At 57.5% G+C, this 19,777-nt stretch carries 19 protein-coding genes; 11 read left to right on the top strand and 8 right to left on the bottom strand.

Annotation, left to right across the window (positions count from 1 at the left end; translation table 11 throughout):
* The first annotated feature begins 18 nt into the window (after positions 1-18).
* The 3 genes from AC07SU_RS27365 to argE are packed head-to-tail and all read left to right on the top strand — an operon-like array spanning position 19 to position 2,260.
* Positions 19-429, top strand: a complete 411-nt coding sequence (locus tag AC07SU_RS27365; RefSeq protein ID WP_016969085.1) for a RidA family protein — start codon at positions 19-21, stop codon at positions 427-429.
* Between the two features lie 11 nt (positions 430-440).
* Positions 441-1,118 (top strand): DUF1028 domain-containing protein, encoded by a 678-nt coding sequence (locus AC07SU_RS27360; RefSeq protein ID WP_176995678.1) that lies wholly within the window; start codon positions 441-443, stop codon positions 1,116-1,118.
* Complete coding sequence (gene argE, locus AC07SU_RS27355; RefSeq protein ID WP_494998830.1) at positions 1,115-2,260, top strand: acetylornithine deacetylase; 1,146 nt, start codon at positions 1,115-1,117, stop codon at positions 2,258-2,260. The genes AC07SU_RS27360 and argE overlap by 4 nt, the downstream gene beginning before the upstream one ends.
* 318 nt (positions 2,261-2,578) lie before the next feature.
* On the opposite strand, the gene AC07SU_RS27350 is transcribed toward argE, so the two are convergent.
* Positions 2,579-3,490, bottom strand: a complete 912-nt coding sequence (locus AC07SU_RS27350; RefSeq protein WP_010171799.1) for a LysR substrate-binding domain-containing protein — start codon at positions 3,488-3,490, stop codon at positions 2,579-2,581.
* Positions 3,491-3,708: 218 nt separating this feature from the next.
* Between AC07SU_RS27350 and AC07SU_RS27345 the strand changes: the two genes are divergently transcribed.
* Positions 3,709-5,124: a purine-cytosine permease family protein gene (locus AC07SU_RS27345; protein ID WP_494998829.1), complete on the top strand. Its 1,416-nt coding sequence runs from the start codon at positions 3,709-3,711 to the stop codon at positions 5,122-5,124.
* A gap of 491 nt (positions 5,125-5,615) precedes the next feature.
* Here the strand turns inward: AC07SU_RS27345 and AC07SU_RS27340 are convergent, their stop codons facing one another.
* The 3 genes from AC07SU_RS27340 to AC07SU_RS27330 are packed head-to-tail and all read right to left on the bottom strand — an operon-like array spanning position 5,616 to position 10,168.
* The gene (locus AC07SU_RS27340) at positions 5,616-6,758 is read right to left on the bottom strand and encodes a 5'-methylthioadenosine/S-adenosylhomocysteine nucleosidase family protein (protein ID WP_494998828.1); all 1,143 of its coding nucleotides are present in this window, start codon (positions 6,756-6,758) and stop codon (positions 5,616-5,618) included.
* Positions 6,739-7,206 (bottom strand): response regulator, encoded by a 468-nt coding sequence (locus AC07SU_RS27335; protein ID WP_494998827.1) that lies wholly within the window; start codon positions 7,204-7,206, stop codon positions 6,739-6,741. Before AC07SU_RS27335 ends, AC07SU_RS27340 begins: the two co-directional genes overlap by 20 nt.
* Positions 7,184-10,168 (bottom strand): hypothetical protein, encoded by a 2,985-nt coding sequence (locus AC07SU_RS27330; protein ID WP_494998826.1) that lies wholly within the window; start codon positions 10,166-10,168, stop codon positions 7,184-7,186. Before AC07SU_RS27330 ends, AC07SU_RS27335 begins: the two co-directional genes overlap by 23 nt.
* A gap of 634 nt (positions 10,169-10,802) precedes the next feature.
* On the opposite strand from AC07SU_RS27330, the gene AC07SU_RS27325 reads away from it, so the two are divergent.
* The 3 genes from AC07SU_RS27325 (at position 10,803) to AC07SU_RS27315 (ending at position 12,498) form a co-directional block, all read left to right on the top strand.
* Positions 10,803-11,096, top strand: coding sequence for a fructose-bisphosphate aldolase (locus tag AC07SU_RS27325; protein WP_494998825.1), 294 nt, complete (start codon positions 10,803-10,805; stop codon positions 11,094-11,096).
* Positions 11,097-11,581: 485 nt separating this feature from the next.
* Positions 11,582-12,073, top strand: a complete 492-nt coding sequence (locus tag AC07SU_RS27320) for a GNAT family N-acetyltransferase (protein ID WP_494998824.1) — start codon at positions 11,582-11,584, stop codon at positions 12,071-12,073.
* On the top strand, positions 12,073-12,498 hold the full coding sequence (locus AC07SU_RS27315) for a GNAT family N-acetyltransferase (RefSeq protein WP_494998823.1): 426 nt from the start codon (positions 12,073-12,075) through the stop codon (positions 12,496-12,498). Before AC07SU_RS27320 ends, AC07SU_RS27315 begins: the two co-directional genes overlap by 1 nt.
* Here the strand turns inward: AC07SU_RS27315 and AC07SU_RS27310 are convergent.
* Both AC07SU_RS27310 and AC07SU_RS27305 read right to left on the bottom strand, forming a co-directional pair.
* Positions 12,485-12,955, bottom strand: a complete 471-nt coding sequence (locus tag AC07SU_RS27310; protein ID WP_494998850.1) for a GNAT family N-acetyltransferase — start codon at positions 12,953-12,955, stop codon at positions 12,485-12,487. The two genes, AC07SU_RS27315 and AC07SU_RS27310, sit on opposite strands and share 14 nt — an antisense overlap.
* A gap of 56 nt (positions 12,956-13,011) precedes the next feature.
* Entirely contained in the window at positions 13,012-13,557 is a 546-nt protein-coding gene (locus AC07SU_RS27305) for a hypothetical protein (protein ID WP_494998822.1), read from the bottom strand.
* A 122-nt stretch (positions 13,558-13,679) separates the two neighbouring features.
* Here AC07SU_RS27305 and AC07SU_RS27300 point away from each other — a divergent pair, with 122 nt between their 5' ends.
* The gene (locus tag AC07SU_RS27300) at positions 13,680-14,357 is read left to right on the top strand and encodes a class I SAM-dependent methyltransferase (RefSeq protein ID WP_494998821.1); all 678 of its coding nucleotides are present in this window, start codon (positions 13,680-13,682) and stop codon (positions 14,355-14,357) included.
* Between the two features lie 135 nt (positions 14,358-14,492).
* Here AC07SU_RS27300 and AC07SU_RS27295 read toward each other — a convergent pair whose 3' ends face one another.
* Positions 14,493-15,698, bottom strand: a complete 1,206-nt coding sequence (locus AC07SU_RS27295) for a TPM domain-containing protein (RefSeq protein WP_494998820.1) — start codon at positions 15,696-15,698, stop codon at positions 14,493-14,495.
* A gap of 127 nt (positions 15,699-15,825) precedes the next feature.
* Between AC07SU_RS27295 and AC07SU_RS27290 the strand changes: the two genes are divergently transcribed.
* Together AC07SU_RS27290 and AC07SU_RS27285 are read left to right on the top strand one after the other, a co-directional pair.
* Entirely contained in the window at positions 15,826-16,641 is an 816-nt protein-coding gene (locus AC07SU_RS27290) for an alpha/beta fold hydrolase (protein WP_494998819.1), read from the top strand.
* Positions 16,631-17,764 (top strand): PAS domain-containing sensor histidine kinase, encoded by a 1,134-nt coding sequence (locus AC07SU_RS27285; protein WP_494998818.1) that lies wholly within the window; start codon positions 16,631-16,633, stop codon positions 17,762-17,764. Before AC07SU_RS27290 ends, AC07SU_RS27285 begins: the two co-directional genes overlap by 11 nt.
* Here AC07SU_RS27285 and dapF read toward each other — a convergent pair.
* The gene (gene dapF, locus AC07SU_RS27280) at positions 17,761-18,564 is read right to left on the bottom strand and encodes a diaminopimelate epimerase (protein ID WP_494998817.1); all 804 of its coding nucleotides are present in this window, start codon (positions 18,562-18,564) and stop codon (positions 17,761-17,763) included. The genes AC07SU_RS27285 and dapF overlap by 4 nt on opposite strands.
* Before the next feature lie 109 nt (positions 18,565-18,673).
* Between dapF and AC07SU_RS27275 the strand changes: the two genes are divergently transcribed.
* Complete coding sequence (locus AC07SU_RS27275) at positions 18,674-19,699, top strand: alginate lyase family protein (protein ID WP_494998816.1); 1,026 nt, start codon at positions 18,674-18,676, stop codon at positions 19,697-19,699.
* Positions 19,700-19,777 lie beyond the last annotated feature (78 nt).

The raw sequence follows: 19,777 nt of genomic DNA, 5'->3' as shown, positions 1-19,777 counted from the left end.
ATTGCCGGAGTTTTTTTGATGCCTACTCACACTCGCATCCGCATGTTCAACACCAAAGAAACCTACCCCAACCAGAGCCTGGACAACGACCTGTGCCAGGCCGTGCGCGCCGGCAACACCGTGTATGTGCGCGGCCAGGTGGGCACTGATTTCGAGGGCAACCTGATCGGCCTCGGCGACCCGCGTGCACAGGCCGAACAGGCGATGAAAAACGTCAAGCAACTGCTGGAAGAAGCGGGCTCCGACCTGTCGCACATCGTCAAGACCACCACCTACCTGATCGACCCGCGCTACCGCGAGCCGGTGTACCAGGAAGTCGGCAAGTGGCTCAAGGGCGTGTTTCCGATCTCCACGGGGTTGGTGGTGTCGGCCCTGGGCCAGCCGCAGTGGCTGATGGAAATTGATGTGATCGCGGTTATTCCCGAATAAGGAGCGCCACCATGACCTTTTCAATCGTCGCCCGTTGCGCCGAGACCGGCCAGTTGGGCATTGCCATCAGCTCATCGAGCATTGCCGTGGGCGCCCGCTGCCCATGGCTGCGGCCCGGTGTGGGCGCGGTGTCGACCCAGAACATCACCCTGCCAGCCCTGGGCCCGGACGTGCTTGATTTACTGGAACAGGGCCTGGCCCCGGCTGAGGCCATCGATAAAGCATTGACGAGCAACGGCTACAGCCAATACCGGCAACTGACGGCGATTGATCACCTGGGCCGCACCGTGCATTTCAGCGGCAGCGAAACCCTGGGCACCCACCATGCGGTCTCCGGTGAGCAGTGTGTGGCGGCGGGCAATATGCTCGCCGACCGCGCGGTGATCGAGGCCATGGTCGCGGCGTTTGAAGGCGGCGAAGGCCAATTGGCGGATCGCTTGTTGGCGGCGATGCATGCCGCCATCGCCGCCGGTGGCGAAGCCGGCCCGGTGCACTCTGCGGCGCTGGTGGTGGTGGGTGAACTGACCTGGCCAATCATCAACCTGCGGGTGGATTGGGCCGATGAACAGCCCATCGCCGCGCTGCAAAAACTCTGGGACGCCTACTGCCCGCAAGTGCAGGACTACATCGACCGCGCCCTCGCCCCTGATCGCTCCCCGGGCTACGGCGTGGCCGGAGACGACCGATGAGCAGCAGCCGCCAACTGCTGCAGACGCTGGTGGGATTCGACACCACCAGCCGCGAGTCGAACCTGCAGTTGATCGAATTCGTGCGCGATTACCTCGCCGGTTTCGGCGTGGCCAGCGAGCTGATCTACAACGAGGAGCGCAGCAAGGCCAACCTGTTCGCCAGCATCGGCCCGGTTGAACTGCCGGGGATTGTGCTGTCGGGCCATACCGACGTGGTGCCGGTGGATGGGCAGCCGTGGACGCTGCCGCCCTTCGAGCTGACCGAACGCGACGGCAAGCTGTTTGGCCGTGGCACGGCGGACATGAAGGGCTACATCGCCTGCGTGCTGGCGCTGGTGCCGGCGTTGGTCGAGGCAAGCCTGCGCCTGCCGGTGCATATCGCGCTGTCGTATGACGAGGAAGTCGGTTGCCTGGGTGTGCGTTCGTTGCTCACCGTACTGGAGCAACGGCCGGTGAAACCGATGCTGTGCATCATCGGCGAACCGACCGAACTCAAACCCGTGCTGGGTCACAAGGGCAAGCTGGCTATGCGTTGCGACGTGCATGGCGAAGCGTGCCATTCGGCGTATGCGCCTTATGGCGTGAATGCGATCGAACATGCCGCCGAGTTGATCGGTGAACTGGGGCGGATTGGGCAGCGACTGCGGGACACACAGGATGCGCGGTTTGACCCGCCGTTCAGCACCGTACAGACCGGGGTGATCAGCGGCGGCAAGGCCTTGAACATCGTGCCGGCGGATTGCCGGTTTGATTTCGAGGTGCGGGCGTTGCCATCCCAGGACCCAGGCGAGGTAGCAATTGAGCTGAAGGCTTACGCCGAGCAGCATGTGTTGCCGCGTATGCAGGCGGTGAGCGCGCAGAGTGCGATTCGTTTTACCGAACTGTCGGCGTATCCCGGGTTGGTCACCGACGAGCGCAGCCAGGCAGCGGAATTGATCGCGGCGTTCTCGGACTCGCGGGAGTTTGGCACCGTAGCCTTTGGCACCGAAGGCGGGTTGTTTGACGCCAAGGGCATTCCCACGGTGGTGTGCGGGCCCGGAAGCATGGACCAGGGGCACAAGCCGGATGAGTTTGTGAGGGTTGAGCAGCTGGCAGGTTGTGATGCCATGCTGCAAAGGATGCTGGACTCGATCCGCACGTAACTTATTAGACGATCCCTAGTAGGAGCCGGCTTGCCGGCGATGGCGGTGCATCAGCCAGCACAGTGATCGGCTGGTGTACCGCCATCGCTGGCAAGCCAGCTCCTACAGGGGATTTGTGTTAGCCCAGAAGTCTTGTCAGTTCTCCCGGCAAAAACCCACAAACAGCTGCACCCTCCTAAGCCGAACACCGGCCCCTCACCCAATGCAAAACTCTGTGGGAGCTGGGCTTGCCCGCGATGGCGGTAGGTCAGTTGGCAAATGTGCTAACAGATCCACCGCTATCGCGGGCAAGCCCGCTCCCACATTTTTGCGCTGTGTTTAACCCAGGAGTCTTGCGAGCTCTTCGCGGCAGTAATCCACAAACAGCTGCACTGGCTTGGTCAGCGGCGCGCGACGTAGCCACACGGCCGACAAGCCGGAGCCGGTCACGGTTTCGGCCAGCGGTACACACACCACTTTCTGCCCATCGTAGGTGTACTCGGTGAACGGCTTGGTCACCAGGATCGAAAACCCGAACCCCCGTCCCACCATCCCCCGCACCATTTCGATGGACGGCGAGCTGAACACGATGTTCGGCGTCAGCCCGCGCTCTTCAAAGATGCTCACGAAGTAGGTGCGGCTGGGCAGCACGTCGAGCAAGATCATCGGTTCCAGCACCAGGTCCGCCAGCGAGACCTTGGCCTGCTGCGCAAAGCGGTGATCGGCCGGCAGCAGCGCGTAAGGTTGCTGCGGCGGCATCAGCGGCGTGGTTTCGATGGTGCCGCCCAGGTCGTGCTCGAACAGCATCGCCACGTCGATACTGCCCGCCGTCAGCGCCTGCACCAGCTCCTGCTGCTCGCCGTCGCGGATGCGAATTTCCACCCCCGGCCAGAGCGCCTTGAACCCGGCGATCAGACGCGGCAGGTACAACGGCGCAACGGTTTCAAAGCAACCGATATCGATCTGCCCGGCCACCACATCATTGTCGGCCAGGGCGTTCTGCTCGAATTCGTGGGCCACCCGCAACAGCTCCAACGCCTTGCGATAAAACCGCGCGCCGCTGGGCGTCAGTGACACACCCTGGGCGTGATGGCGGATAAACAGCTGCACGCCAAAGCTGTCTTCCAGCTGCTTGATCGCAGTGGAGACAGACGGCTGCGCGATGTAGAGCTTGCGCGAGGCCTCGGCGACGCTGCCGCACTCGGCCGTGGTGACGAAATATCTGAGTTGGCGCAGGTTGTAGGCAGCCATCGGGACCTCCAGAAACGCGGGACTTCGCCCATAGACACAGGTAGGCAACATACCGGAGCACGCTCACGCGCGAGCTATATTTTTTAAGGTCTATAGCAACAAACTTACTAATTTACCTCCCTGCGTCCATTGCAGATGATCACTCCAACAACAAAGCGCCCGCCCGTGCGGCGCACAGCGAAGTACGTCAACGTACTCACCTTGCCTTGGAGCTCGTCATGGTTACCACTGCAACATCCTCCGCCCCGCTCATCGAAAAACACACGATAGGATACGTGCCCCCGGAAGATCGCCATGGAAAGGTAAGAGACCTGTTCACCCTGTGGTTCGGCGGCAACATCGCGCCGCTACCGATCGTCACCGGTGCACTGGGTGTGCAACTGTTCCACCTGAACCTGTTGTGGGGCATCGTCGCCATCCTCGTCGGCCACCTGGTCGGCGGCGTGCTGATGGCCTTGCACTCGGCCCAGGGCCCGCAAATGGGCATCCCGCAGATGATCCAGAGCCGCGCCCAGTTCGGCTCCCTCGGCGCATTGCTGGTGGTGGTGATCGCCGGCGTCATGTACATCGGTTTCTTCGCCTCCAACATCGTGCTGGCGGGTAAGTCCCTGCACGGCGTGGTCGACAGCGTGCCGGTGCCCGTGGGCATTGTGATCGGCGCCATTGGCTCGGGCATCATCGGCATCATCGGCTACCGCTTTATCCACGTGCTCAACCGCATTGGCACCTGGGTGCTCGGCGCCGGCATCGTGCTGGGCTTCGGCTACATCTTCACCCACGTACAGACCACCGACTTTCTGACCCGCGGCGAATTCAACATCTCCGGCTGGTTGGCGACCGTGTCGTTGGCGGCCCTTTGGCAAATCGCCTTCGCCCCCTACGTGTCGGACTACTCCCGCTACCTGCCAGCCGACGTACCGGTGGCGTCGACCTTCTGGACCACCTACCTGGGCTCTGCCCTGGGCTCCAGCCTGGCCTTCATCTTCGGCGCCGTCGCCGTGCTCGCCACGCCCGTGGGCATGGACACCATGGACGCCGTCAAACTCGCCACCGGCGCCATCGGCCCGCTGATGCTGGTGCTGTTCTTGCTCAGCGTGATCAGCCACAACGCCCTCAACCTGTACGGCGCCGTGCTGTCGATCATCACCCTGATCCAGACCTTCGCCTACCGCTGGATCCCAACGGCCAAGAGCCGCGCGGTAATCTCCACCCTGGTGCTGGCGGCCTGCGCCATCGCGGCGGTGTTCGCCTCCAAAGACTTCATCGGCCACTTCGTCGACATGGTGCTGGTGCTGCTGGTGGTACTGGTGCCGTGGACAGCGATCAACCTGATCGACTTCTACGCGATCCACAAAGGCAAATACGACATCGCCTCGATCTTCCGCGTGGATGGCGGGATCTACGGCAAGTACAACCCACAGGCGCTGCTGGCGTACGCAGTGGGGATTGCGGTGCAGATTCCGTTCATGAACACGCCGCTGTATGTGGGGCCGATCTCCGAGCACATTAACGGGGCGGATTTGTCCTGGGTGGTGGGGTTGGTGGTGACGTCGCCGTTGTATTTCTGGTTGGCGAGTCGGGACAGTGCGTATAAGCGCCGGATGGAGGGGGGGAAGTTGGTGGGTGAGGTTTGACTAAACTGACCGAAGTCTTTTGAAATTGACTATTCGCCCTAATGCCGACGGTCAAGACAGAAGCCTACCAGCCAAAAGCATCCATTAAACGGATATACGAATTAACTCGATCGGCCAACGAACTATACAAGCAAGCCCATAAAGACCCGACCCCGGGTCTTTATGTTGACGGCGAATCCATAAAGGTGTTCGAAAGGCTTATCCTGAGGTCCATGTGGTCGCTTGCTTAACCGCTAGATAGAGTACTATTAAATGACAACCAAAAAATGCTATTAACCATTTGAGTTATCATTGCCACCCAACCTTACCACATGCGACCGAACAACTTTTAATGTCAAAATTTTTGCTTACCCAGAACATCACTTCTCGCGCTTCCAGAATAACCTTGGCTGAGAAAAAACTATTTTCATCAGACAAAAATATACGAATCAAATTTTACAGATTCGAAAGTCAACATCAGAATCAGCTCTGCTACTTGATGAGCAACCACCTTATCTTGAGGAAAAGTGTTCCCCAATAACTTTTAATACGAACTTTGCGGAAACATACGAACCATATTGGTGAATATTATCACCCTTTTCCGCATTACATAGATCCACGACGACCTTGGCGCACAAACATAGTGGCTTAACAATAGATATTTCCGCCGCTTTTTGTATAGCAAAAATCTCCATATCCAAACCATTTACTTTTCTGTGTAGATTTTTTATTTGATCCATGTACTCCTGACTCGCGACAACCGCAGAACCGCTAGTAAATATACCAACTGCAGGAGCAGTTTGTTTTGAAGGCCTGCCTCCACCTTTAAACCCTCTCTCAAGTTCTTCTAAGAGGTCCTCCTGGTCGAGTAGCAGTTCCATAAAAGATACGAACCCAGCGTCAGTAGGTACTTGATAGGGATCATTTTGAAACCCTTCATCACACCACTTTCCGCTCTGATATTCGTACGTCATTTTCGAAACGAGTAGTTGACCCAGCTCCGCCCGCCCTTCAAAGCCACCGCAGATCCCACTCATAGCAACGAGCTTTGGCTTGTATCTATCGATACACGTCGCAGCTATGACAGCCGCGTTAACTAGCCCCATTTGAGGCAGTATCACAACCGCCCCCCTCGCCCTATCAATTTTGAAATCTAGAAAATTTATACCCGAACGAGTTACTGCACGCCCGTCAATAAAGGCGCTGTAGGGTCTCCGCTCTTCTTTCAAAGCACAGAAAATGAGAAAATCAAATCTAACATTCTTTTTCAGCTGAGTTAGAAGATGGTCCAGTGTAGACTTCCACCCAGAAGTATTTCTGTAATCGGCGAGAATACAGCCCTGCGCTTCAAACTCATCACGAAGCTCTGGAAATTCAGCAGGATAGGAACTGATCGCGAGAAGAAGCGCATCATTTTTCCCAGCCTTCACTATAGATTCAAGAATCACCTTACCATTCAGAATAGCACTACCACTATCTAGATTCGGAACCTTAAAATCAATTATAAACAGACCGATCTCATTACCAAGGCATGCTGCAAAATCAGTCATGTTTTTAGCATGGACAATATCACTGCTTGCAATATCCCGCTCTTTCAAATGAGCCAAAATCGCCTGAGACTTTAAATCATCATCTTCAATAAGCAATATTTTCACGAACAGATCTCAATATAGATGTTATTTTTTGCAAAGTTTGTTTTGACTTGTAAGTATAAAGAATCGCACCTACGACATCTTGCGAATACTTCTCACGTATAATGTCAATAGAGCTCTTTAACTTGACTTTAGCGCCACCAACAAAAAAGTCCGGGTATTGCGTAACTATCAATATTTTTGTATGTTTCTTGTACGCCTTGAGAGCTCGGAGAACTTCAATTCCACCCTGCGCTTGGTCATGTCCTTTTTTATTATCCGCGGCGCTCTCCCCGAACGTAGATAGTGCCATATCCAGAATTATGAGATCGTAATTTCCCGACTTAACTTTCAGCACAGCACTGCTTACGCTATCAGCCATATCGGGTAACAAATCGAAAACCTCCTTAATACAACCGTTTATCTCATCCCGTTTATGATTTTCATCCTCAACAAGCAACAACTTGTTCATCGCGCACCCCAACTGAGTCATCCAATACAACTTCAGAATGCAAAGAAAAACTCAGCTTCAGAGATTTAGCCTCATCATCAGCAGTACACTCTACAGTGTGCTGCCCCTCACTTTTTTGCGTAATAAACTTTACCTTTTTAATACCTGTATATCCTTCGGTAACCATATCAATACCATTTAATATCGAGCTGATTGATCTCTCAATACGCTGCTTTGAATTCTCGTAAAGTTCGGACGCAACTACTGAAGTCACCTCTACAAAAACCACATCTAAAATATCATTATCCTCAGCCTTGCGAGCCGTAACATTTACGACAACAGACTCACCTTCGGCACCATGAGTGAGGGCATTCTGCAAAAGAACGGCCAAACAGTCGTACAACCTATGCACACTAATACCAGTGTATTTATTTCCGAGCGCACCACCCACGTACTCTACGGCTCGTGATCTATTCAAATCGTACAGGATAATCTCACACAACTCTTTAACAGATGCCGATATAAAGCCAGTCTGGGGCACTCTGAACCAATCAGCAACTTTCATAAACACACTACTAACAGCCTCATGAAGCCCAATCTTAATCTGCTCTTCGACACTTCCAAACGCTCCCGAAAAGTGCTTATCTATACTGCTCGTTGCCTCTTTCAGAAGCTCCGTCTTAATATATCTAGCAGCATTCTCAAGCTGAGGGGAGACTTGCTTCCAGCAAAAAGAGATAACCAAATCATTTAAAAGCTGACTACCTGCCGTGCGAAGACTGCTTGATAACAAGCGAATATTCTCTCTAGTGGCAGAATCCTCAAGATCAACATTTGCATTAAACAAAGAGCCGCCAGACTTAAACTGCAAATGTTCCTTACGCAACTTATCGACAATAGCTCTATACTGAGCGGTCCAAGCATCGATAGTTCGTTTCATGCTGGGCCCCATATGGTACTCAGGCTTATTAAACACTGCATCTACCGTCTCTGTTGTAACACCATCCAAAGTATTATGGCGAATTCGTCGCCCCAAATAGGACTCAATACCAAACTCCGTATTTAGGCAAAACTGCTCAAAGGAGTCTTTAGCTATTTGTTCAATCAAGCCTTCACTTTGAGCATTCAGTGTTACGAGGTAGATATCTTTACTCTTACCTGGCTCAGACTCAATTGTACGAAGTGTCGCTTGAATACTTGGCTGAAGTGTTCTGAACTGCTCAGTTGAAACGGATGGATTTCCATCCAGCCACTTTTTCATTGCAACGCTATCAACGTACATACGACTACTATCGAAATACTTCTGCAAAGTGGAAAGCTTTGACCTAGTTTCGATAGCATCCGCCTCTATTAAGTACTCAATACGATTGAGCTTACGACCCAAAAGCCTTAATAAATCCCTTCGAATTTCCGCAGCCTGCGAAGCGGTTTTAATAATCTCGTACATTTTCTCCAGCGTAACCTCATCAAGAGATTCCGCTATATAGCTTGCAATCTGAGGTGAGTCGCCAATTAGGTAATCAATAAATTCCACTATTGACCCATTATGGCGTGACGTAACATGCGCAACTAAATCTTCCCGAAACTCAAAATCCACATCCGGATCAATTGATGTTTTACGAAATAGCGCCAAAGCCAAAACCGCAATTAATTTTTGACTTTCATCCGGAGCCAACCCGTAAACAGATCGAAGCTCTGCCTCGGTAAATAAGCTTTCAAGAGAAACCGTATTCTCAAAAATGTACGTTATGTCATCATCCGTTAAATCAAGAAAATTTGTACGATCCTTTATAAACTGCAAAAACAAAAAGGTACGATAAAAAGAATCCAACAAAATTCTAGGTTGGGCCCTGACAATCGAACCATCAGACTGCAATAGAATATGCTTATCTGAAATCCCACCACCGAAACAATCAGATTTCCCTGTGATAATCTCGGCTAATAATCTTGCTCCAATCACACAATCAAGCTCGTGCCTAAACTCTGCTAAATGCTTTCGCTCGAGAAATGCTGACGACAAACGGTACAAATCTAGAGAAGACTCACTATCGCCATCCCCACTTCGGTAATGCTCAGTAACTATAAGACCATCGTTCACCGCTGAACTATATGCTATCAGGTCTTCCAACGCAGCCAGCACACAAGGGTTAAGCCTTTTCTTAAGTTCACAAACTTGCGCAGGAAACTTCTCCTGAAGATTTAGAATCACAACCAGGGCGTGCAAGGTATCTAGGAGAGATGACTCACTAGCCCGCAATAGAAATGCAGCCAAATCATCATCATCAAGGGGCGTAGGAATGAAGTTACTCAGAACATATGACTTCCTGAGCTCCCCATTAACCTTGCCAACCAAACTACTAACTCTCCGCTGCGCAATCAAAAACAGAGAGATTCTCGGGCTAAGATTTTCTAATGCACTAAAGTGAAAGCCCGGCTTATCCCTATGAACAAACTCTTCCTCAATACTATGAATTTTCGCTAGTTGTGGCGCGGTTAGCTGCCGAGCAACACGAAGATAGGCTAGTTTATATGAGAGAAAATTTGATGCCCCATATGCGCTTGCGAGCGAATGCACCGCATCCAAAGCAAAGTTTGTGTCCAAGCGCTCTATCTGGCCTAATGGCTGCATCAATTGCACGGCATCCAAACATTCAGACTCGAACGAATTCAAGTAACCGGCGGTGTATCGGATTTCATCTTTCCAGCCCAGCGGACTAAAACCGGTAAACTTAAACAAATCAGTACTAACTTTCTTTTTACTACCACCCAAAAGCCCATCAGTACCTTTTAGCAAAGACCCAATTGTCATTATATCTTCAAGAGAGTTCCCCTCACGTATAGCCTCTATTTCAGAACTGACACGCAATTCTTTCGAAGCATAACCTCTGGCCAAGTTACGTTTATCTAGAGCTATCACTCTAGACATTAGCTTAAAAATTATGGCGGGACGTACTGGATTCTTGGTCTGAGGTCTACGAGACATGAGTGCTTTTGCTCCTGCTTTACAATTGCTCCTAAGGCCTTTGTGCTTCCTCTATCCCGCTCATTATCAAATAACTACGAAATAGGGATTTTAAGGCCACTTATTCACGCGATCATATCAGAATGACATCACCAAGGAGATAGTCGTTTCCAATAATTTTTCGATGGGCGGATGGCAGTTGGTACTGCATAGCTCTAACGCATCTCTGTGTGGTTTTCGAAAACTGACCAAGCCACTAGGGAATCGCAACCGTGATCGCTGCCAATTTTTCAGTTAACAACCCCAACCCAAAAGGCTGATTAGCTCGAATGCAGATGGCTTGCCGGGTTTGGCGGGTGAGATTTTATACGTCCCCTTGGTTGCACCCTAGCTAGCAGGACCTTATAGTTCGACCTGTCGTTGGCACCCGCCAGTGACGGGGTTTCGCAGCCCTAAAACGATTCACACCAATACCGTTAGACATGCCAAGCCGGCTCTCGGCTGCCCAATGTTTTATGGCGGTTGTGCGTGGGAGACCCTCGGGTCTGCCGGGTTTTGGTGTAAATCGTCCGGTCTGCGAACCCGCGCACAACTGCCACCCAATCTGTTTCGCAGCAGAACCGGTGGTAATTCTTTTTACTTGAGGATTTACACCATGACGACTCAACACCCGCCCCGCCGCTTCACCCCCATGTCTCAAACCGCTACCGACTACCCCGTTTTGCTGATCGACAGCGACGCGCCACTCAGCGAATTGCACGCTTGCGCCAGTGAACGTCTAAACGCCGCACTCGCCTACCTGCATCTGATGGCCTGCTCCAATGTGTCCGACTACGCCGAGCACGACATCAATACCGTCGCCAATACTGCCCGGATCATGGTCCAGGATGTGGCGGATGTGTTTTCGGTGATTGAGCGGCGGGGGTTTGATTCGCCTGTTGTGGGTTGAGTTGATGTGAGCTGTGAGGAAACCCGCTTTGGCGGGTTTTCTGGTTTTTGGTGAACGGAGTATTGGGTTTTGAGGGGAGGTTTGTGGTGCCTGGGCTGCCGCCTTCGCAGCCTCGCTGGCGCTCGACAGCTCCCACAGGGGTCTGCGTACCGACGAAGATCTACTGTAGGCGCTGGCTTGCCAGCGATGGCGGTGGGTCAGCTACAACTTTACTCGCTGATGGATCGGTATCGCCGGCAAGCCGGCTCCTACAGTGAGGACAGATCAGCGGGTGTACTCGGTCAACTGTGGGAGTTTTTATGGCTGGCTTGATGATGGTTTTTTAAAACCTTTAAGACAGTTGCTCCCACGGGGGATGGGCGATGCTTGTTCTAATGTGGGAGCCGTCGAGCTTTAGCGAGGCCGCGAAAGCGGCGGCATGGCTGGCAGTGATCTGGCCTGATGCCTATGATGTGGGCTTTCGCTTAGCGCCTCAGGAAATACCCATGCCCGCCCTCACCTTCCGCAATGCCCTGCCCGCCGACGCCGCCCGTTGCTTTGAGATCGAAACCAGCGCCTACGAAGGCGACGAAGCGGCGACGCTGGAGAAAATCGCCACGCGTATTGCGCAGTACCCGCAAGGTTTTCTGATATTGGAAGCCGATGGCGCGGTGGTGGGTTTTATCAACTGTGGCTGCGCGTTTGACGTGGTGATGTCGGACGAGGCCTTCAAGGAACTGGTGGGCCATTCGCCCGAGGCGCCGAATGTGGTGATCATGTCGGTGGTGGTCGACCCGGCGCATCAGGGCAAAGGCTATTCCAAGGCGTTGATGACCGAGTTTGTGCAGCGCATGCGTGACATGGGCAAGCTGACGATTCATTTGATGTGCAAGGCGCAGCATGTGCCGCTGTATGAGCGCATGGGTTATGACTACGTGCAGCCATCGCCCTCGGATCACGGCGGGATGGCGTGGCATGAGATGGTGAGAAGCCTCTGATGCTGGCGCCGCAGATTGAAATCAGTGACCAAACCAACGCCGAAGCCGAGCAACTCCTGGGCAGCGGGTTGGCGACGTTCAATGAGGCAGTCGCCGGTTATAACGACCGGCGCTCGCTGACGGTACTGATCAAAGACCCCGTCACCCAGCAAACCCTCGGCGGCATCACCGGCAAGACCACCCTGGGCACAGCGTTTCTCGACCTGTTCCACCTGCCCGAATCCCTGCGCGGTTCAGGCCTGGGCAGCCAGTTGTTGCAGGCGTTTGAAGACGAAGCCCGGCGCCGGGGTTGCCGCAATGCAGTGTTGTACACCCTGAGTTTCCAGGCGCCGGGGTTTTACGAGAAGCACGGCTGGGTGCGGTTTGGCGAGGTTCCTTGTGAGCCGCAGGGCAGCTGCCGGGTGTTTCTGTCTAAGTCGCTGTAGTGCTCAGGGCTTTGCCAAACAGACGGTTCTCATGGGTTTCCCCTTGAAAGGTATAGGTGGGCGAACCCAGCTCCACATACCCGCGCCGAGGGTAAAAACCCAGCGCCCGTTCATTCCCCACCCACACGGTCGCCCATAGCAGCGAAGCCCCGCCCGCAGCCGCTTGCTGTTCCGCCGCGTCGAGTAACTGCTGGCCAATGCGCTGCCCCGTGAAGCGCTCCTGGATGTACAGCCGCTGCAACTCGGCAACGTCACCGGCCTCGATCATCGCGTGGCGGGTGTTGAGTGTGAGCTGGGCGAACCCCACCAGATGGTTGTTCACTTCGGCCACCAGCAACAATGTGCCGGGTTGCTCGATCAGTTGGGCGATGGACTCGGGGGCAAAGGCGTGCAGGGCCTCTTTGGCAATCGCGCAGCGAATGCCTTCGGTGGCGTAGGTGTCGAGGAACACCTGCATGCCCAGCACACCGATGCACAGGGCGTCCCGGGGGGCGGCCTGGCGGATCACGGCGCTCAACCCTGCTGCCCCGACACGGGGAAGATGACTTCCTGGGTGTCCAGGTTGCGGATGCTCGAATAGGTGCGGTATTCGGTGCTGTAGTTCGGGCCAACGCCCTTGGTACTGGCGGTCAGGCGGAAGGTCACCACGTAACGCTGGCCGGGCTTGAAGTCGACGTCGTCGGCGCCGTTGTTGCAGAACGCGCCGCCGGTGCCCAGGGCATTCATCGACACGTTGCACCAACGCAGCGAGTGTTTGCCGGGGCTGAGTTTCAGCGCCTGTTCGCCGGTGACGTTGAGGATCGACGTGCGCCCGGCACCGGGCAGTTTGACGCCGTCCACTTCGAGGGCAAGCACCAGGCGGTGGAACGGAATGCCCAGCTCACGCTCGCGCCAGGTGTCGAAGTACACCAGTGCGGCGTCGGGGGCGTTGTTGGAGAGGTCGACGGGGTGCAGTTTTTCCGGGGCCCAATCACCCTGGTAATTCTTGTAGTGGTAGTCCGAGGAACAGGCGCCGAGCAGTGGCAGGGTCAAGACGGCGGCGAGTTTCAGCAGTTTCATCGAGTGACGGTCCTTGTGAGCGATGAGATCATATCGACATGATCCCTGATTCCTTGAGGCAATTGCCACTGCTGGTTTGCCGCAGTAGGGTTGTCGCCTCGCCCACCTTACAGGAGCCCGCCATGAGCTTTTTTTCCGACCCCGACGCCGTCGCCCGTTACGCCGAAGGCCCTGTGCGCCTGGTGCCGGGCTTTGAAGGCCTGCAACGCATGACCACGTTACTGCTGCGCGAAAACGTGCCGGCCACGGGCAATGTGCTGGTGCTGGGGGCTGGCGGCGGGTTGGAGTTGAAGCGGTTTGCCGAGGCGGAACCGGGTTGGCGTTTTGTGGGGGTGGACCCGTCGGCAGAGATGTTGAAGCTGGCGCATGCGACGTTGGGGCCCTTGCAGGAACGCGCGCAGTTGCATGAAGGGTACATCGACACGGCGCCAGCGGGCCCGTTCGATGGGGCCACGTGCCTGCTGACCCTGCACTTCATCCCGGCCGAGGAGCGCCTGCAGACGCTCAAAGCGTTATGGCAACGCTTGCGGCCTGGGGCGCCTTTGATTGTGGCGCACCACAGCTTCCCCCAGGCGTCAGATGAGAAAGCCCGGTGGTTGAAGCGCTACGCCGCGTTTGCGGTGGATTCAGGTGTGCCGGCGGCGGATGCCGAGCGAGCGATAGCGGCGATCAGTGAGAAGTTGCCGGTGTTGTCGCCCGAGGCGGATGCGGCCTTGCTAGTTGAGGCCGGGTTCGAAGGCGTGGAGCTGTTCTACGCTGGCTTCAGCTTCAAGGGCTGGATCGCCCACAAACCCTTGTAGTGAGCGGGCTTGCCCCGCGCTGCGCCCCACCTGATGGAACGCGTCGCCCCAGCCCGGGCGCCGTGTTTTTTTCAGGGGGAACTGCGTCGTCCGCGGCGCGAGGCAAGCTCGCTCACTACAAGTGCGAGGAATCATTTACCAGCTGCCGGAGGCTCCGCCGCCGCCGCTGGAGCCACCGCCACCCGAAGAACTGCTACTGCTGGAGCTGGAACTGCCTGAACTCGAACCCGACGAGCCACCGCCCGACCCCGAACCGCCCTCGGAAATGCTCTGCACAAACACGATAAACGCCACGATCGAGGCCGCCGGTATCGCGACCAGCCAGTCCTGGTAGCCATGGCCCAGCAACATCCCCACCGCCACGTACACCGCCGCCACCGCCAGCACCCGTACGATGAAAAAGCGCGGGCTTTTTCTCCAGGATTCGCGGATGACAAAGAACAACCCCGCGTATAACCCCAGCACCAAGGCGCCACCCAGTGGCATCGCCAGCCAGCGCACGAAGTCCACTGCCACGAAGTGATCCACCCCCAACAACCCGACGATATACGCCAGCACCGCGACCACGCTGTAAAACACCACGCGCGCCATCCACAATGCGCCGAAGGTGGCGCCGCCAATCAGCAGGGTCAACGGCAACACCAGCAAGTACATCGGCCAGTCAGGGCCACCGCCGTAAATGGTCAGCAACACCGTGGCCGCCACGCTGGCAATCAACGCACGGCGCCAATGCAGCTTCCCGGCTGCCATCAGCACGCCGCCGATGGCCCCGGCGATAAACGCCAGCAGTAGCGCAATGAACTGAGGGTTAACCTCTCGTGCAGCCGGCGCCGGCAGATCACCGCCGTCCACCAGCAGGGTCAAATCGTTGACCGCCTGCTGCACGCCGCCCGCAAAGTCGCCCTGGCGAAACGCCGGGGTGATGTGTTCTTCGATGATGCGGTGGGCCAGCAGGTCAGTCACGGTGCCTTCAAGGCCGTAACCCACTTCGATGCGCACCTTGTGGTCTTCCTTGGCCACCACCAGCAGGATGCCGTCGTTGACATCCTTGCGCCCCAGCTTCCAGGCGCGAAACAGCTGGTTGGCATAGTCCTCGATGCTCGCGCCACCCGTGGTGGGCACCAGCAATACCGCCACTTGCGCGCCTTTACGTTGCTCAAGCGCCGCGAGTTGGTCTTTGAGACGGGTGGTCGTGCCCGCATCGAGGGTGTTTGTAAGGTCGATCACCCGCTGGTCAAGGGCAACACCAATGGGCGAACTCTGCGCCTGGGCGGTGCTCAACAGGCCGATGAACAGCATGGCCATCAGGCTCACGATCGATTGCCGCAGAGTCGCCATCATGTTTTGTTACCTGAAGTTTCTTCCTGAAGGCGCCGACTTTACCCTATCGGCGCTATAACGCGTGACCCCACGCCTTTGACTATCTAAACTCCCAACACGCTAGCAATACGCCATAACCGAGAAGCCCATGGACCTACGACACCGCAACAACGTCAGTGTGATGGGCCACGGCACCTCGACCCTGGTGTTTTCCCACGGTTTCGGCTGCAACCAGGCCATGTGGAACTACCTGGCGCCGCAATTTTTCGAGCGCTTCCGGGTGGTCATGTATGACCTGGTCGGCGCCGGTCTCTCGGACCTGGGTGCATTCGACAAGGCCAAGTACAGCACGCTGGACGGCTATGCCCGTGACTTGAACGAGCTGATCGACGCCTTTGCCGTCGGCCCGGTGATCCTGGTCAGCCATTCGGTCAGCGCGATGATCGGCACCCTCGCCGACCGCCAGGTGCCCGGGCGTATCGCCGCCCACGTGATGATCGGCCCTTCCCCGCGCTATATCGATGACGTCGGCTATGTCGGCGGCTTCAAGCGCAGCGACATCGACGACCTGCTCGACACCCTCGACAGCAATTACCTCGGTTGGTCCAGCACCATGGCCCCGGTCATCATGGGCGCGCCTGGGCAACCGGCGCTGAGCGAGGAACTGACCGACAGTTTCTGCCGCACCGAGCCGGAGATCGCCAAGCAATTTGCGCGGGTCACCTTCCTGTCGGATAACCGTCAGGACGTGAGCGGCCTCACCACCCCGGTGCTGATTCTGCAATCGAGCGATGACCTGATCGCTCCGGTCGCCGTGGGCGAATACCTGCACAGCGTGTTGCCCAACAGCACCTATTGCCTGGTCGATAACGTCGGCCATTGCCCGCACATGAGCGCGCCACAGGCGTGCGCGGCGGCCATGGAAGTTTTCCTGGCGCCGTGGGCGGTCGCTCATGCCAGTTGACCTGTTCGACAGCGCCGCCTGTGCCCTGGCGGTCACCGCCGAAGACGGCACGATCCTGCAAGCCAACGCCCGCTTCAGCGACTGGTTGGGGTTCAGCACCGCCGAGTTGTGCGGCCGGCGCTTCCAGGACCTGCTGACCATGGGCGGGCGGATCTTCCACCAGACTCACCTGGCGCCCATGTTGCGCATGCGCGGCAGCGTCACCGAAGTGAAGCTCGACATGCTGCACCGCGACGGGCACAAGGTGACCGTGCTGCTCAATGCTCTCAAGCGCGAACAGGCCGACGGCGTGGTGCATGACCTGGCATTGTTCGGCACCACCGACCGCGACAAGTACGAGCGCGAGTTGCTCAACGCGCGCAACCTGGCCGAGGCGCTGCTGCAGGAAAAAACCGCCACCGAACTGGCCCTCAAAAACGCCCAGGCCGAACTCAGCGAGGCGTACGCCATCGCCCAGCGCCGCGCGCTGTTTGCCGAGCAGATGGTGGCGATCGTCAGCCATGACTTGAAAAACCCGCTGACGGCCATTCGCATGGCGTCGGACTTTCTCAACCGGGGCGAGCGCACCGCCAAGGAGCGCCAGTTGCTGGGGCATATCGCCCAATCCTCCGAGCGTGCGCAACGGATGATCGCCGACCTGCTGGACTTCACCCAGGCTCGGGTCGGCCAGGGCATTACCATCAAGGCCGCGCCGCTGGATTTGCACGCGGTGATTCATCGCGCCGTGGACGAGCTGCGCGTGGCCTTCCCCAAGGCCACGCTGGAACACACCGCCGACGGCAGCGGCGAGGCTTGCCTGGATGCCGACCGCGTGCAGCAGATCATCGGCAACCTGGTGGCCAACAGCGTGGCGTATGGCGACCTGCTGCGGCCGATCACCATCACCTCACGCCTGGGCGACAGCGGCTGCGAAGTGTCGGTGCACAACCACGGCGCAGCCATCCCGCAAACGTTGCTGGCCGGGCTGTTCGAACCCATGACCCGCGGCACCGACCAGGGCAGTGATGTGCGCAGCGTGGGCCTTGGCCTGTACATCGTGCGCGAACTGGCCAGGGTGCACGGTGGCGACGTGGCCGTGAGTTCCTGCGCCACCCAGGGCACCACCTTTACCGTAACGTTCTAGAAACCGCAGGCAGTGCCCTGCATGATCGGCTCCACGCGGCCGGTCAACACCACGCCGCCCTGCCCGTCCCATTGCACGGTGACGCTGCCGCCGTCGCACTGCACCTCGACGCGGTCGTCCAGCAACCCACGGCGGATGCCGTTGACCACCGCCCCGCAGCAGCACGACCCCGAGCCCAGCGGCACGCCGCCGCCACGTTCCCAGATGCGCAGGCGGATGCGGCCACGGTCGAGCACCTGCACGAAATGCACGTTGGTCTTGGCCGGGAACAGCGGGTGAACTTCCAGCACCGGGCCGAGTGCCGCGACGTCGACCGTGTGGATGTCCTCCACAAAAAACGTGAGGTGCGGATTGCCCATGCTGCATGCGGCCGGGTTGCCCTCGATGGGTAACACGCAAGTGTCCAGCGCCTCGGCCAGGGGCACGGCCGCCCAGTCCAGGGAGGGCTGGCCCATGTCCACCGAGACGCACTGCCCGCTGGCACGTTCGCAGGTCAACAGGCCACGATCGGTGCGCAACACGACGGTGTCGGTGCCGGCTTCGTGCATCAGGCGGTCGGCCACGCCACGGGTGGCGCTGCCGCAGGTCGCCAGGGGCGTACCGTTGGGGTTCCAGAACTTGATGCGCGCAGCGGCGTCGTCGCAGTCGAGCACTACGGCCAGCTGGTTGAAGCCGATGCCGGTGTGGCGGTCGCCGAGCGTGCGCGCGACCTGCGCGGTGATGGGGTCGTGCAGGCCACGGCGGTCGATGATGATGAAGTCGTCGCCATGGGCGTGCATCTTCACAAACGGCAAGGTCATGGGCGCTCCTGTGGGCGAGCTGAACGGGAGCCTAAGCATACGGCAGTTTCATCTCGGCGGATTCGGTCGCGTGCTAGCGTATTTTGGTGCCAATCCTGCCGAGCCCTTCATGAACAAAATTGCCTTTGCCCTGGCTGCCGTGCTGGCTGCGCTGTCCCACGCAGTCTTGGCCGCCGACCTGTGCCAGCCCACCGCCACCAACCCGACGAACAAAGCCCTGCTGGCCGCTGCCGAACGCCATCTGGGCGACCAGCCTCACCCGCTGGCCCACCTGCACACCGAAGGCACCCTGCCCCATCAAGGGATTCGCGAGCAGAGCATTACTGCGGAAAAAGACTGGCCGATCCTGCGCCAAGCGGCCCTGGCCTGGCGCTTGAGCGGCGATGCGCGTTACCTCAAGCAGGTCGATGACTACCTCGCCGCCTGGGCCGAGGTGTACCAGCCGGACTTCAACCCGATCGACGAAACCAACCTCGATATGCTGATCAATGCCTACGCGCTGACGGCCGACCACCTGCACCCGCAGACCCGCGAGGCCGCCCGCCAGTTGATCAGCCGCCTGGGCAACGGTTACATCGCGCATATCCAGCAGTTTCACGGGCAGAAAAAAGGTACCCAGACCAACAACTGGCAGAGCCATCGCGTCAAGTTGGTGACCGTGGCGGCCGCCGCGCTGGGTGACCGGGCGATGCTGGAGCAGGCCCATCAACTGTTCAAACAGCAGATTGCCGATAACGTGCTGCCTGACGGTTCGGTGACGGACTTTCAGGACCGCGACGCCTTGCATTACGTAGTCTACGACCTCGAGCCCCTGGTGCAGGCCGCGTTGGCGGCCAAGCCCTACGGCGGCGACTGGCTGACGCTCAGCGCCAATGGCGCATCACTGGGCGCCGCGCTGGATTGGCTCGTGCCCTATGCCACCGGGCAACGCAGCCACGAAGAGTTCGTGCATACCCACGTGCAATTCGACAAAGACCGCGCCAAGGTCGGCGAGGCCGGGTACGCCGGCACCTGGCAGCCCAAGAGCAGCGCCACGCTGTTCTGGTTGGCGGCGCAGTTGGACCCGCGTTACCTCCCCGTGGCCAAACAACTGGCCGAACACCCGGCCGATTGGATCAACGCCTGCTATTTGTAGTGAGGGGGGGGGGGGGGGGGGGGGGGGGGGGGGGGGGGGGGGGGGGGGGGGGGGGGGGGGGGGGGGGGGGGGGGGGGG

Source organism: Pseudomonas sp. GW821-FHT05H12 (assembly GCF_059419385.1).
Note: the sequence above shows the minus strand (reverse complement) of the source record. Positions and strands in the feature narration are given on the sequence as shown.

Bases quoted from the DNA above. Each gene is read 5' to 3' on its own strand.
- AC07SU_RS27365 (WP_016969085.1), top strand. From the start codon at position 19: ATGCCTACTCACACTCGCATCCGCATGTTCAACACCAAAGAAACCTAC.
- AC07SU_RS27360 (WP_176995678.1), top strand. From the start codon at position 441: ATGACCTTTTCAATCGTCGCCCGTTGCGCCGAGACCGGCCAGTTGGGC.
- argE (WP_494998830.1), top strand. From the start codon at position 1,115: ATGAGCAGCAGCCGCCAACTGCTGCAGACGCTGGTGGGATTCGACACC.
- AC07SU_RS27350 (WP_010171799.1), bottom strand. From the start codon at position 3,490: ATGGCTGCCTACAACCTGCGCCAACTCAGATATTTCGTCACCACGGCC.
- AC07SU_RS27345 (WP_494998829.1), top strand. From the start codon at position 3,709: ATGGTTACCACTGCAACATCCTCCGCCCCGCTCATCGAAAAACACACG.
- AC07SU_RS27335 (WP_494998827.1), bottom strand. From the start codon at position 7,206: ATGAACAAGTTGTTGCTTGTTGAGGATGAAAATCATAAACGGGATGAG.
- AC07SU_RS27330 (WP_494998826.1), bottom strand. From the start codon at position 10,168: ATGTCTCGTAGACCTCAGACCAAGAATCCAGTACGTCCCGCCATAATT.
- AC07SU_RS27325 (WP_494998825.1), top strand. From the start codon at position 10,803: ATGACGACTCAACACCCGCCCCGCCGCTTCACCCCCATGTCTCAAACC.
- AC07SU_RS27320 (WP_494998824.1), top strand. From the start codon at position 11,582: ATGCCCGCCCTCACCTTCCGCAATGCCCTGCCCGCCGACGCCGCCCGT.
- AC07SU_RS27315 (WP_494998823.1), top strand. From the start codon at position 12,073: ATGCTGGCGCCGCAGATTGAAATCAGTGACCAAACCAACGCCGAAGCC.
- AC07SU_RS27310 (WP_494998850.1), bottom strand. From the start codon at position 12,955: ATGCAGGTGTTCCTCGACACCTACGCCACCGAAGGCATTCGCTGCGCG.
- AC07SU_RS27305 (WP_494998822.1), bottom strand. From the start codon at position 13,557: ATGAAACTGCTGAAACTCGCCGCCGTCTTGACCCTGCCACTGCTCGGC.
- AC07SU_RS27300 (WP_494998821.1), top strand. From the start codon at position 13,680: ATGAGCTTTTTTTCCGACCCCGACGCCGTCGCCCGTTACGCCGAAGGC.
- AC07SU_RS27295 (WP_494998820.1), bottom strand. From the start codon at position 15,698: ATGATGGCGACTCTGCGGCAATCGATCGTGAGCCTGATGGCCATGCTG.
- AC07SU_RS27290 (WP_494998819.1), top strand. From the start codon at position 15,826: ATGGACCTACGACACCGCAACAACGTCAGTGTGATGGGCCACGGCACC.
- AC07SU_RS27285 (WP_494998818.1), top strand. From the start codon at position 16,631: ATGCCAGTTGACCTGTTCGACAGCGCCGCCTGTGCCCTGGCGGTCACC.
- dapF (WP_494998817.1), bottom strand. From the start codon at position 18,564: ATGACCTTGCCGTTTGTGAAGATGCACGCCCATGGCGACGACTTCATC.
- AC07SU_RS27275 (WP_494998816.1), top strand. From the start codon at position 18,674: ATGAACAAAATTGCCTTTGCCCTGGCTGCCGTGCTGGCTGCGCTGTCC.